8 protein-coding genes and 1 other RNA gene are annotated in these 12,747 nt (G+C 58.6%); 3 read left to right on the top strand and 6 right to left on the bottom strand.

What is annotated here, in order from left to right:
- Positions 1 to 22: 22 nt before the first annotated feature.
- The 4 genes from OSH03_RS02950 to ppsR all read right to left on the bottom strand — a co-directional run bounded on the left by OSH03_RS02950 (position 23) and on the right by ppsR (position 4,480).
- Positions 23 to 2,005 carry a TonB-dependent hemoglobin/transferrin/lactoferrin family receptor gene (locus OSH03_RS02950; RefSeq protein WP_253541648.1) on the bottom strand — a complete coding sequence of 661 codons (1,983 nt, stop codon included), beginning with the start codon at positions 2,003 to 2,005 and terminating at the stop codon, positions 23 to 25.
- A 72-nt stretch (positions 2,006 to 2,077) separates the two neighbouring features.
- Positions 2,078 to 2,266, bottom strand: coding sequence for a hemin uptake protein HemP (gene hemP, locus OSH03_RS02945; RefSeq protein WP_151413273.1), 189 nt, complete (start codon positions 2,264 to 2,266; stop codon positions 2,078 to 2,080).
- A 181-nt stretch (positions 2,267 to 2,447) separates the two neighbouring features.
- Entirely contained in the window at positions 2,448 to 3,494 is a 1,047-nt protein-coding gene (gene aroH / locus OSH03_RS02940; protein ID WP_266178231.1) for a 3-deoxy-7-phosphoheptulonate synthase AroH, read from the bottom strand.
- Between the two features lie 152 nt (positions 3,495 to 3,646).
- The gene (gene ppsR / locus OSH03_RS02935; protein ID WP_028012835.1) at positions 3,647 to 4,480 is read right to left on the bottom strand and encodes a posphoenolpyruvate synthetase regulatory kinase/phosphorylase PpsR; all 834 of its coding nucleotides are present in this window, start codon (positions 4,478 to 4,480) and stop codon (positions 3,647 to 3,649) included.
- A 335-nt stretch (positions 4,481 to 4,815) separates the two neighbouring features.
- Here ppsR and ppsA point away from each other — a divergent pair, with 335 nt between their 5' ends.
- The 3 genes from ppsA to OSH03_RS02920 all read left to right on the top strand — a co-directional run bounded on the left by ppsA (position 4,816) and on the right by OSH03_RS02920 (position 11,208).
- Positions 4,816 to 7,194, top strand: a complete 2,379-nt coding sequence (gene ppsA / locus OSH03_RS02930; protein WP_028012836.1) for a phosphoenolpyruvate synthase — start codon at positions 4,816 to 4,818, stop codon at positions 7,192 to 7,194.
- A gap of 234 nt (positions 7,195 to 7,428) precedes the next feature.
- Positions 7,429 to 8,829 carry an MFS transporter gene (locus OSH03_RS02925; RefSeq protein WP_266178230.1) on the top strand — a complete coding sequence of 467 codons (1,401 nt, stop codon included), beginning with the start codon at positions 7,429 to 7,431 and terminating at the stop codon, positions 8,827 to 8,829.
- A gap of 3 nt (positions 8,830 to 8,832) precedes the next feature.
- The gene (locus OSH03_RS02920; protein ID WP_266178229.1) at positions 8,833 to 11,208 is read left to right on the top strand and encodes a glycoside hydrolase family 3 N-terminal domain-containing protein; all 2,376 of its coding nucleotides are present in this window, start codon (positions 8,833 to 8,835) and stop codon (positions 11,206 to 11,208) included.
- 5 nt (positions 11,209 to 11,213) lie between these two features.
- Here OSH03_RS02920 and rprA read toward each other — a convergent pair.
- Both rprA and ydiK read right to left on the bottom strand, forming a co-directional pair.
- An RNA gene (rprA, locus tag OSH03_RS02915) (antisense sRNA RprA) lies at positions 11,214 to 11,321 on the bottom strand.
- A 209-nt stretch (positions 11,322 to 11,530) separates the two neighbouring features.
- On the bottom strand, positions 11,531 to 12,646 hold the full coding sequence (ydiK, locus tag OSH03_RS02910) for an AI-2E family transporter YdiK (RefSeq protein ID WP_253541656.1): 1,116 nt from the start codon (positions 12,644 to 12,646) through the stop codon (positions 11,531 to 11,533).
- Between the last annotated feature and the right edge of the window lie 101 nt (positions 12,647 to 12,747).

The raw sequence follows: 12,747 nt of genomic DNA, 5'->3' as shown, positions 1-12,747 counted from the left end.
TGAAGAGTGGCCCCGAAGGGAATTACCACTGATAGCTTACGAAAATCTTGCCGTTACGACCGTCCTGCGGAATACCCTGCGGAGACCAGTACTCCTTGTCGAAGGCGTTGCCGAGCACCAGCGTGGTGGTGACGCCCTTGAGCTGCTCCTGACCCTTATAGCTGACGTAGAAATCGTTAACCGCATAGCCCGGCTGCTTGCTGTAGCTGCTGCTGACGTGGGTTGAACGATCGGCAAAGGTGCCGATCCAGCCCACGGAGAAACCGCTTTGCGCCACCGGAACGTCCAGCTTGCTGGTGACGGTGTCCGGGTTGATGCTGGAGATGTACTCCCCGGTATCGGTATCTTTCCCGCGGGTGCGGTTATAGGCCACGTCGAGGTTAAACAGATCGGCCGAGTATTTTGCCATCACGTCCCAGCCCCAGATTTTGGCGTTGGGAACGTTGTACGACATGGTGGTCGCCGCGGCAAAATTGACGGTGGTGGAGATGTAGTCTTTGGCTTTGGTATCGAAATAGCTGGCCTTGAACTCCAGCGCGTCGTTGGCGAGCATCAGGTCGTCAAAGCGCAGGCCGAAACCAAACTCCTGCGTTTCGTTGGTTTCCGGGCGGAGGTTCGGGTTAGGCACCCAGTAGTTGGTGTAGAACCGGCCGATGGAGAAGTGTTTGGCGTCGTTATACATTTCGCCCATGGTCGGCGCGCGGAAGGCCTGCGCGTAAGATCCGAACAGCATCAGCCAGTCGGTCGGGCTGACGGTTAATCCCGCCCGGGAAGACCACTTATCGGCATTGACGTCATCGTAGCCCTCGCTGCTGCCGCGATAGTTGTCATAGCGCGTGCCGCCCAGAAGGGTAACGGGCAGGTCGCGCAGGGTGATTTCATCCTGCAGCCAGCCGGAGCTGAAGTCGATTTTCGCCTCCGGGAAGCCGGTCGTGGCCCCGCCCGGACGCTGCTCCTGACGATAATATTCTCCGCCGTAGGTCAGCAGGTGAGAGGCAAAGGAGTCGCTGAACAGGCGGGTACGGTTTTCCACCTTGCCGCCTTTGGTGGTCTGCTTACGGAACTCGCCGGTGCTGTCGATGTTCTGGGCATTAATGCGCGCTTCGGACCAGTAAACCTTCGCATCGGCATTCAGCCAGTCGTACCCTTCCGGCGCAATGTGGTAGCCAACCTGCGCATCGCGCTGAATGGTGGACCGGTCGGTCATCGGGTTGCTGCTATTGGCATCAGCGGTTTGCGGGTTTTTCGGCTCCTGCGCGGCGTTGTTGTAGTAGCGCAGGGCGCCGCTCAGCGTCTGGGCCTGGTCGATTTTCCAGCTGCCTTTCGCCAGCATGTTATTGATGGATTCGTCGTTCGGCGCCGTCGCACCGTCGCTCTGGCGGATATCGCCGCGGTCGCGGCTGGACCACGACACCAGGCCGTCCAGGGTATCGGTACGGCCATAGGCGCTGGCCCCGAGGCCGAGGCTGTGATCCCCCGTCGCGCCGGTACCAAACACGCGGTATCCGCTGTTTTTGCCCGGTTCCAGCAGATCTTTGGCGTCGACGGTGTCATAGGAGATGACGCCACCCAGCGCGCCGCTGCCGTAGAGCAGAGCAGACGGACCGCGCACCACTTCAATACGTTTAATCAGCGCCGGATCGAGAAACGTGCTGTTAAGGTGTCCGGTGTCGGTACCCTGGCGCACGCCGTCGACCAGCACCAGCACGCCGCGGCGGTCGTAGCCGCGCAGGTTAACGTCCTGACCGTTGGTGCGGCCGGTGCCGTCCAGCGTCAGGCCGGGCACGTTGCGCAGCAGATCGGCGGCAGAGCTGGCGGTCTGTTTTTCCGGGGCGGTGGCGTCAATCACGCTCACCATCATAGGGGCTTCGAAGGCGCTACGGGCGTTGCCCGTGGCGGTGACGGTGATTTCATCTGCGGCAGCAAACGCGGCGCCCGGCAGGGTGCTGACAATCGCCAGCGCCAGAAGGGACGGGCGTAAACGTGCGGTATGCAGGTGTGGCATAGCAACTCTCCATAAAGTATCGAAAGCGCTGGCTGCCTGGGGATCACCTGGGTGGCTGGCGAAAGTTTTGGTTTATTTTGTGAGGATCAATTTTCCGGCATTCGTCTGGCGCAGCAGATAGTGCTGGCCATCATGCTCGATAATTACCCGGCCCTCATCACCCAGCAGCGTTTTGCTGTCGATGCGACGATCGGTAGGGGTAGGGGACGGTGCTGTGTGTGTTTTAGCTGGCGTTGCCGCGCTGTTATCCGTAGGTGACATCATGTTTATAAATAACAATCAATGTAACAATGATAATTATTATCAATAAACTGCAATTTCACGGCAAGCGTTTTTGTGAAAATTGTGTGACGGGATCAAATTTAGGGGAGGTGCGGCCTGATCCCCTCACCCCAACCCTCTCCCAAAGGGAGAGGGAGAAGGGTGCCATCCGACAATAACATCAGAAGCGAGAATCAACCGCACCTGCCAGCTTCTCCAGCAGCAGCTCGCTGTCTTCCCAGCTCAGGCACGGGTCGGTGATAGACTGGCCGTACACCATCTGCTGTCCGGCAACGATTTTCTGCGTGCCTTCTTTGATAAAGCTTTCGGCCATAATCCCGGCAACGGCGGTCGAGCCGCTGCGGATCTGCTGACAGACCTCATCGCAAACGTCCAGCTGGCGGCGATGCTGTTTCTGGCAGTTGCCGTGGCTGAAATCCACCACAAGATGTTCCGGCAGGTCGAATTCGGCCAGCGTTTCGCAGGCAGCCGCAATATCTTGTGCATGGTAATTAGGCTTCTTCCCGCCGCGCATAATGATGTGCCCGTAGGGGTTACCGCTGGTCTGGTAGATGGTCATATGGCCGCTCTTGTCCGGCGAGAGGAACATATGGCTGGCACGCGAGGCGCGGATCGCATCCACCGCAATCCGGGTGTTGCCGTCGGTCCCGTTTTTAAAGCCGACCGGACAGGAGAGGGCGGAAGCCATCTCGCGGTGGATCTGGCTTTCGGTCGTGCGCGCGCCAATCGCGCCCCAGCCGATCAGGTCGGCGATAAACTGCCCGGTCACCATATCGAGAAACTCGGTGGCCGTCGGCACGCCCAGCTCGTTGACCTGCAGCAGCAGCTTGCGCGCCAGCTCAATGCCGTGGTTCACGCGATAGCTGCCGTTAAGGTCTGGGTCGGAAATCAGCCCCTTCCAGCCCACCACGGTACGCGGTTTTTCAAAGTAGGTGCGCATCACTATTTCAAGGCGATGCTGGTATTTATCCCGCATCCCCTGAAGGCGTGTTGCATAATCCATCGCGGCATCCAGATCGTGGATGGAGCAGGGCCCAATCACCACCAGAAGACGCTTGTCTTCACCATTGAGGATTTTTTCAATGCGGCGGCGGGAGGCCGTCACATGTTCCGCGACCGCGGCGGAAACGGGGTGCCGCTCGGCCAGTTCAGCCGGGGTGACCAGGCTGTCTATGCGCGCCGTGCGGAGTTCATCGGTTTTATTCATGACGTGTCTCAGAAAATTTGTGCTTCATCGGCAGACTACCGGGAAGTGATGGGCATCACATTAAACCAATCCCTGCTGATTTCAAGTTCGGGGCGACACCGCCCCGCTGTTGAAAAGGATGATACATGAATCCGAGCCAATGTACTAGCATATTAGTACATGCGGCGGTTAAGCCCCATGATGTCGAGAATTTTGGTGGCGATCTCTTCTACCGAATAGTTCGTGCTGTTCAGCCACGGGATCTGGTTTTTGCGGTACAGCGCCTCCACTTCGGAAACCTCCATGCGGCACTGGCGCATCGAGGCGTAGCGGCTGTTCTCGCGGCGCTCTTCGCGGATCGCCGCGAGACGTTCCGGGTTAATTGTCAGGCCGAACAGCTTGTGCTGCAGCGGCTTGAGCGCAGCGGGCAGCACCAGGTTATCCATATCGTCAGCAATAAAGGGATAGTTTGCGGCGCGGATGCCAAACTGCATCGCCAGATAGAGGCTGGTCGGCGTTTTGCCGCAGCGCGACACGCCGAGCAAAATCACCTGCGCCTGGTCGAGATTGCGCAGCGAGATCCCGTCGTCGTGCGCCAGGGTGTAGTCGATGGCGGCGATGCGCGCGTCGTACTTGGTCAGGTTGCCGGGGTTCAGCCCGTGGGTGCGGTGGGCGATAGGCGTCGGGTCAAGCTTCAGCTCGCTCTGAAGCGGAGCCACCAGCGCCTGCACGATATCCTGGCAGAAGCCTTCACTTTGCAGAATGATGTGGCGAATCTCTGGAATAACGATGGAGTAGAACACCAGCGGGCGCACGCCGGTCTGCTGGAAGATGGCGTCAATCTGGTCCTTCACCGCTTTGGCGCGGCTCTCATTTTCCACAAACGGCAGCGTGATGCTGTTAATCGAAACGGGGAATTGCGACATCACCGCGTGGCCCAGCACCTCGGCGGTGATCGCCGTACCATCAGAAATATAAAAAACGTGGCGATCGACAGCATTATCCATTTTACCCACCCTGAATATCATACGTAATTGTCTGAAAGCATAAATTAAAAAAGTTAATTGCACAGCAAAGAAGTTATCTGAATTTAAAATGAAATGATGTTTTTGGTTTTCCTGAAAAGCGGATTTCATTTTTCAAATAGCGGCTTTATTTTTGTGGTTTCTGGCTGAATATAGAGGAATCATCAGCTTATTGGCTGGTGGGAAACTATCCGAAAAGTTGAAAATTTAAATTGCTTACACGATTCACCGTTTTTTTAGCGCAAATAATTATGCCAGTATAAATACGTAGTCAGGTGTTACTTACTCCGATCAAATATCACAAAAGGATTGTTTCGATGTCCAACAATGGCTCGTCACCGCTGGTGCTTTGGTATAACCAACTCGGCATGAATGATGTAGACAGAGTTGGGGGCAAAAATGCCTCCCTGGGTGAAATGATTACAAATCTGTCCGGTATGGGTGTCTCCGTACCAAACGGGTTTGCCACGACCGCCGACGCGTTTAACCTGTTTTTAGACCAGAGCGGTGTAAACCAGCGCATTTACGACCTGCTGGATAAAACGGATATTGATGACGTCACCGAGCTTGCTAAAGCCGGCGCGCAGATCCGCCAGTGGATCATCGACACACCTTTCCAGCCGGAACTGGAAAAAGCTATCCATGACGCGTACAACCAGCTCTCCGCTGACGACGCGCAGGCCTCCTTTGCCGTGCGTTCTTCCGCGACCGCAGAAGACATGCCGGACGCGTCGTTTGCCGGGCAGCAGGAAACCTTCCTGAACGTTCAGGGCTACGATGCCGTGCTGGTGGCGGTGAAGCACGTGTTTGCTTCCCTGTTCAACGACCGCGCCATCTCCTATCGCGTGCATCAGGGCTACGACCATCGCGGCGTGGCGCTCTCCGCGGGCGTGCAGCGCATGGTGCGTTCGGACGTGGGTTCCTCCGGCGTGATGTTCTCCATTGATACCGAATCCGGCTTCGACCAGGTGGTGTTTATCACCTCCGCATGGGGCCTGGGTGAGATGGTGGTGCAGGGCGCGGTGAACCCTGACGAATTCTACGTACACAAGCCTACGCTTGCTGCGGGCCGTCCGGCGGTGGTGCGCCGCACCATGGGCTCGAAAAAAATCCGCATGATCTATGCCCCAACCCAGGAGCACGGCAAGCAGGTTAAGATTGAAGATGTGCCGCAGGAGCAGCGCGACCGCTTCTCCCTGACCGACGCCGAAGTGCAGGAGCTGGCGAAGCAGGCGGTGCAGATTGAAAAACACTATGGCCGTCCGATGGATATCGAATGGGCGAAAGACGGGAACACCGGCAAGCTGTTTATCGTGCAGGCGCGCCCGGAGACCGTTCGCTCTCGCGGCCAGGTGATGGAGCGTTATACGCTGCACGCGCAGGGTAAAATCGTGGCGGAAGGCCGCGCCATCGGTCACCGCATCGGTGCTGGTCCGGTCAAAGTGATCCACGACATCAGCGAGATGAACCGTATTGAGCCAGGCGACGTGCTGGTGACCGACATGACCGACCCGGACTGGGAACCGATCATGAAGAAAGCCTCGGCCATCGTCACCAACCGCGGCGGCCGCACCTGCCACGCGGCGATCATTGCCCGCGAGCTGGGGATCCCGGCGGTTGTCGGCTGCGGTGACGCTACCGAGCGCATGAAGGACGGCCAGAACGTGACCGTCTCCTGTGCGGAAGGCGATACCGGCTACGTCTACGCCGATATCCTTGACTTCAGCGTGAAAAGCTCCAGCGTGGATACCATGCCGGATCTGCCGCTGAAGATCATGATGAACGTCGGTAACCCGGACCGCGCGTTTGACTTCGCCTGCCTGCCGAACGAAGGCGTTGGCCTGGCGCGTCTGGAATTCATCATCAACCGTATGATCGGCGTTCACCCGCGCGCGCTGCTGGAGTTTGACGACCAGGACGCGAAGCTGCAGAACGAAATCCGCGAGATGATGAAAGGCTACGACTCGCCGAAAGAGTTCTACGTTGGCCGCCTGACCGAAGGGATCGCCACGCTGGGCGCGGCGTTCTACCCGAAACGCGTGATCGTGCGTCTGTCTGACTTTAAGTCTAACGAATACGCTAACCTGGTGGGCGGCGAGCGCTACGAGCCGGAAGAAGAGAACCCGATGCTGGGCTTCCGCGGGGCCGGACGCTACGTGTCCGACAGCTTCCGCGACTGCTTCGCGCTGGAGTGCGAGGCGGTGAAACGCGTGCGCAACGACATGGGGCTGACCAACGTCGAAATCATGATCCCGTTCGTGCGTACCGTGGATCAGGCGAAAGCGGTGGTGGACGAGCTGGCGCGTCAGGGGCTGAAGCGCGGCGAAAACGGGCTTAAGATCATCATGATGTGCGAGATCCCGTCCAACGCCCTGCTGGCCGAGCAGTTCCTGGAGCACTTCGACGGCTTCTCTATCGGCTCGAACGACATGACGCAGCTGACGCTGGGCCTGGACCGCGACTCCGGCGTGGTCTCCGAGCTGTTCGACGAGCGTAACGAGGCGGTGAAAGCGCTGCTCTCTATGTCCATCCGCGCGGCGAAGAAGCAGGGCAAATACGTCGGGATTTGCGGTCAGGGACCATCCGACCATGAAGACTTTGCTGCCTGGCTGATGGAAGAGGGGATCGATAGCCTGTCCCTGAACCCGGACACCGTGGTGCAAACCTGGCTGAGCCTGGCGGAACTGAACAAGTAACGGCAACACGATCGCAAAAAGGCGAGGATTTTATTCCTCGCCTTTTTTATTTCACCTCTAATTTGCTCCCCATCACAAATAAACTAAAAAACCAAATATCATAATTTGTCTGTTAATTAAGATAATTGTTAGTGCGCAACGCGTTGCTAATACTTGAGCCTTACTGCGCATTTCCCTTCAGAAGATGCGCAACTGGTTGAAATACGTTTTAACCTGATAAAAAGGCAAATAACAATGACACTCTCCTCTGTATTGCGTACCAAAGATAAAATAGGTTATGGCTTAGGCGATATGGCCAGCGCGCTGGTCTGGCAAACGGCCACATTATTTCTTGCTTATTTCTATACCGACGTTTTTGGTTTGCCTGCCGCGATCATGGGTACCATGTTTTTAGTGGTGCGCGTGGTGGATGCGTTTGTCGACCCGTGCATTGGCGCGCTGGTTGACCGCACCCAGACGCGTCACGGTCGTTTCCGTCCCTGGCTGCTGTGGTTTGCTATTCCCTTTGGCGCAAGCTGCCTTATCACCTTCTACGTACCGGACGTGGCGCCGACGGCGAAAATCATTTATGCCTGCGCGACCTACGCGATTTTAAGTCTGATTTACTCCGCCATAAACGTGCCTTACTGCGCCATGCCGGGCGCGCTGACGCTGGATCCGCGCGAGCGCCACTCCCTGCAGTCCTGGCGTTTTGGCCTGTCATTTATCGGCGGGCTGATCGTGACGGTTATCGCTCTGCCGCTGGTCTCACTGTTGGGCCAGGGCAACGTGCAGAAAGGCTATTTCTATGCCATGAGCCTGATGGGGCTGCTGGGGATTGTGCTGTTCTTCTGCTGTTTCCTGATGACCCGCGAGCGTTATTCCCCGCGCAATGATACCTCCGGCTCCATGCTCACCGATTTAAAACTGCTGGCCGGCAACAGCCAGTGGCGCATTGTGTTCGTGTTTAATATTTTGCTGTTAACGGCGGTGGTGACGCGCGGCTCTGCCACCATGTATTACGTTAATTATGTGCTGTTGCGCCCGGAGCTGGTTTTTGCCTTTATTGTTTCCGGAATGGTGGCCTCGTTAAGCGGCGCGTTATTATCTGAACGCCTGCTGGGGAAATTTGACCGCGTACGCGCCTATCAGTGGACGATAATTTCCTTCGTCATTTTCGGCGCGCTGATTTTCTTCCTGCCGCCTTCGCAGGTGTGGCCGATCTTTGGCCTTAACATCGTCTTTAGCTTTATTCAAAACCTCACCACGCCGCTCCAGTGGACCATGTTCTCCGATGTGGTCGACTACGAAGAGCATCGCAGCGGCCGCCGTCTGGACGGGCTGGTCTTCTCTACCGCGCTGTTCGCCATCAAGTTTGGCCTTGCGCTGGGCGGGGCGGTGGTCGGCTGGGTGCTCGGCATGGTGGATTACGCCCCGGGCCAGGCAGCCCAGGCGCCGCACGTGCTCTCCACCATCAACGCGCTGTTCACCCTTATTCCGTGCGCGCTGTTCCTCTGCATGGTGGCGCTGCTTTCCATCTACAAGCTCAACAGCCGGCTGGTGGATTCCATCGCCCGGGAGCTGGCCAGCAAGCGTGAGGTAAGACCCGACGCGGGGCCGCTCGGCCCGTCAACCCCTTCCGCACTACAGGAGTAAAATATGACTGCTATCTATAAGGACGCGGGACGTCCCGTGCACGAGCGCGTCGCCGATTTACTGGCGCGCATGACCCCGGAAGAGAAGTTCGCCCAGATGCACGCCTACTGGCTGATCCTCGATGAAAACGGCAACCACCGGGAGCGCAGCGATTTGAGCGACGAATTCGCCGGCGTTAGCGAGCAGGCGGCGCTGAGCGAACGGCTAAAGCTGGGCGTCGGGCAGATCACCCGTCCGCTCGGCACCCACATCGTTGACGCGAAAACCGGGGTGCGCGCCGCTAACCGCCTGCAGCGCATGATGATGGAAGAGACGCGGCTCGGCATTCCGGCGTTGTTCCATGAAGAGTGCCTGGTGGGGCTGCTCTGCAAAGACGCCACGCTGTTCCCGTCCCCGCTGAATTACGGCTCCACCTGGGACCCTGAACTGGTGCAGCGCGCGGCGGAGCAGATCGGTAAAGAGGCGCGTTCCGTCGGCTGCCAGCAGGGGCTGGCCCCGGTGCTGGACGTTTCCCGCGACGTGCGCTGGGGGCGAACCGAAGAGACCTTCGGGGAAGATCCCTGGCTGGTGGGCGTGATGGCAACCGCCTACGTGAAAGGGCTGCAGGGCGACAAGCGCGATCTGCTGGCGACGCTCAAGCATTACGTAGGCCACTCGTTCAGCGAAGGGGCGCGCAACCACGCCCCGGTTCATCTGGGCTTCAGCGAGCTGAACGACACCTTCCTGCTGCCGTTTGAAATGGCGGTCAAGCTGGCAAACGCCGGTTCGGTCATGCCCGCCTACCACGACATTGATAACCAGCCGGGGCACAGCGACGGCTTCCTGCTGACCACCGTCCTGCGCGAACGGTGGGGCTTCGACGGCATTATTGTGGCGGACTACGGCGGCGTCAGCCTGCTGCACCAGCACCACGGGATTTCCCACGACGCAGCGGAGTCCGCCGCACTGGCCTTTAACGCCGGGCTGGACGTTGAGCTGCCGAAAGACGACTGCGCGAGGCATCTGGCAGACGCGGTTGAGCGCGGGCTGATTTCCATGGCGAAGGTGGATGAGATCGTGGCGCGTACGCTGACCGAAAAATTTCGCCTCGGCCTGTTCGAGAACCCGTATGCCGATGAAAACGGCATCGATCTGCAAAATGCGTTGACCCGCCAGGCGGCGCGGGAGGTGGCGACAAAATCGGTCACGCTTCTGGAAAACAACGGTATTCTGCCGCTGAACGGTAAACCCCGCGTGGCGGTGGTGGGGCCGACGGCAGACGATCCGCTGGCGTTACTCAGCGGCTACAGCTTCCCGGTGCATCTGATCATCAGCGATATGGTTGAGGAGACCTCGCAGGTGACGACCCCGCGCGCGGCGCTGGAGCAGTACCTGGGGGCCTCGAACGTGCGCTACGCGAAAGGATGCCACATTATCGAAAAACGGATGGCGGGCGCGCCGGTCTTCCCCGGCGACAGCGGCGGCAAGCCAATGCAGCAGTCTCCGGTTTCGCACAGTACCGCACTTATCCCCGAGGCGGTCAGCGCCGCGCAGGAGAGTGACGTGGTGGTGGCCTGCGTGGGCGATCTCGCCGGGCTGTTCCAGAGCGGCACGGTAGGGGAAGGCTCCGATACCGATTCCCTGAATCTGCCCGGCGTGCAGCAACGGCTGCTGGAGGCGCTGGTCGCCACCGGCAAACCGGTAATTGTTGTGATGACCGGCGGGCGCCCGTACAACCTTCAGGGGCTGGAGGAGAAGGTTGCCGCGCTGATGATGGCCTGGGCGCCGGGGCAGGAAGGGGGCTGGGCGATTGCCGATGTGTTAACCGGTCGCGCGGAGCCGCAGGGCCGGCTGGTGGTCAGCGTGCCGAAAAGCGCCGGGGCGATGCCGTTCTACTATAACCACAAGCTGAAAAGCGGCGGCACGCCGTTTGCGTTCCATTTCGGTGCGCGTTACCCGTTTGGTTTCGGCCTCGGCTGGACGCAGTTTAGCTGGGGCACTGCCCGCGTCGCTGAAAGCAGCGTGCCGGTCGACGGTGAGGTGACGCTGAGCGTGGATATCACCAATACCGGTGAGCGCAGCGGCAGCGAAGTCGTGCAGGTCTACGTGCGGGATAAGGTCGCCAGCCAGGTGCGCCCGCTTCAGGAGCTTAAGGCCTTCCAGCGCGTTACGCTCTCGCCGGGCGAAACCGCCACGCTCAACTTCACGCTGCCGGTCGATATGTTCAACTTCACCCGTCGTGACGGCCAGCGCGTCGTTGAGCCGGGCGAGTTTGAAATTCAAATTGGCGCATCGTCGGCGGATATCCGCGAGGCGGTGACGGTCAATGTGACAGGGGAAACGCGGGTGCTGCCAGCGGAGTGGCGGATGCTCAGCGCCTGTGACGTGAAGCGCGCGTAGTCAGGATAAAAAAAAGCCCATCGTGGGAGATGGGCAAAGACTACACACAGCAATTCGTTGTTTCACTCAGGGGATTTCCATGCTTATAAATCAAGGTGTTGATTTATAACCGTGAGCTAATAGTAGGCATTGTAATTTTTAGCGTCGATCGGATTCGTCTCAATAGTTAAAGAGACGTAAAGATTTCTTGAGAATAATAGCGGACTTAATGCTGAAATGGCGGGTCTGACCAGTGCGTAACGAATAAATACTTTAGCAGTGTTTAAGTATTGCGTGAAATAGTTAAGGCCGGGTAAGCGTTAGCGCCACCCGGCAAAAAAACTTACTGCGTGTTCTTCTCTTCCAGCTCTTCCAGCTCGCTCAGAATCGCGTCCGGGTCGGTTCCCGGCGGCGGCACTTCATGAACCCAGGCTGAGAACAGGCGCCAGGTAACGGCGAGCAGCACCGGGCCAATGAACAGGCCGATCATCCCGAAGGCAATCAGTCCGCCGATAACCCCGGAGAGGATCAGGATCAGCGGCAGGTCTGCGCCCATGCGGATGAGGATGGGGCGAATCACGTTATCCATGGTGCCAACCACGCAGCTCCAGACCAGCAGAACCGTTCCCCACGTGGTATCTCCCGTCCAGTAGAGCCAGATAATGCTCGGAACCAGCACCAGCAGCGGCCCCAGTTGCGCAAGGCAGGTCATCAGCATGACCACGGTAAAGACGGTGGCGTACGGCACGCCGGAAATCGCCAGGCCAATACCGCCCAGCACCGCCTGCACCAGCGCCGTCACCACAACGCCCAGGGCGACCGCGCGCACGGCCTGCGCGGCCAGCAGAACCGCGGCGTCACCGCGTTTTCCCGCGAGGCGAGTGGCAAAGTGACGCACGCCTAAAGCCACCTGCTCACCGCGCCAGTAAAGCAGGGCGCTGAAGACCAGCATCAGGGTACAGTGCATCATAAAGCGGCCGATATGCGCGGCCTGACCGACAAACCAGGTGGTGGTGGTGCCAATATACGGGCGCACTTTCGCCATCAGCGCGCTGCCGCCCATCTCCAGCAGGCTATGCCAGCCGCTGTAAAGTTTAGCGCCCACGACCGGAATGCTGTTCAGCCAGCCGAGGTCCGGCAGCGTCAGGTCGCCGCTGGTCACGGCGCGGATCACCGGGCCGCTGGAGTCGACAAGGCTGTTTACCAGCAGCGCAATCGGAATAATAAACAGCAGGAACAGCAGCAGCGTCATCACCAGTACGGCTAGCCCGCGGCGGCCAAACAGCAGCTTCTGCAAGCGCAGCAGCAAAGGCCACGTGGCGACGACAACGGTCGCAGCCCAGGCGAAGCCGAGAATAAACGGTTGAACAATCCACAGACACGCAATAATCATGAGGGCCAGGAACAGCACCGACAGCAGAATTTGCGCAACATCCCTGGGCTGGCGAAGATTGACCATAAATGAAACTTTCCTTAAAAGAACGCCAGTACGACTGGCGGGAATGGAAAACCGCGTTTCTCTAATCATTAGCGATATCAGCGGTTTTTGACAGGCGAATT

The organism is Enterobacter nematophilus (assembly GCF_026344075.1).
Lineage (GTDB): Bacteria > Pseudomonadota > Gammaproteobacteria > Enterobacterales > Enterobacteriaceae > Enterobacter > Enterobacter nematophilus.
This window is presented reverse-complemented; position numbering and strand designations above follow the sequence as displayed.

Excerpts from the sequence above, each read along its gene's own strand:
- OSH03_RS02950 (WP_253541648.1), bottom strand. The coding sequence starts at position 2,005 with ATGCCACACCTGCATACCGCACGTTTACGCCCGTCCCTTCTGGCGCTG.
- hemP (WP_151413273.1), bottom strand. The coding sequence starts at position 2,266 with ATGTCACCTACGGATAACAGCGCGGCAACGCCAGCTAAAACACACACA.
- aroH (WP_266178231.1), bottom strand. The coding sequence starts at position 3,494 with ATGAATAAAACCGATGAACTCCGCACGGCGCGCATAGACAGCCTGGTC.
- ppsR (WP_028012835.1), bottom strand. The coding sequence starts at position 4,480 with ATGGATAATGCTGTCGATCGCCACGTTTTTTATATTTCTGATGGTACG.
- ppsA (WP_028012836.1), top strand. The coding sequence starts at position 4,816 with ATGTCCAACAATGGCTCGTCACCGCTGGTGCTTTGGTATAACCAACTC.
- OSH03_RS02925 (WP_266178230.1), top strand. The coding sequence starts at position 7,429 with ATGACACTCTCCTCTGTATTGCGTACCAAAGATAAAATAGGTTATGGC.
- OSH03_RS02920 (WP_266178229.1), top strand. The coding sequence starts at position 8,833 with ATGACTGCTATCTATAAGGACGCGGGACGTCCCGTGCACGAGCGCGTC.
- ydiK (WP_253541656.1), bottom strand. The coding sequence starts at position 12,646 with ATGGTCAATCTTCGCCAGCCCAGGGATGTTGCGCAAATTCTGCTGTCG.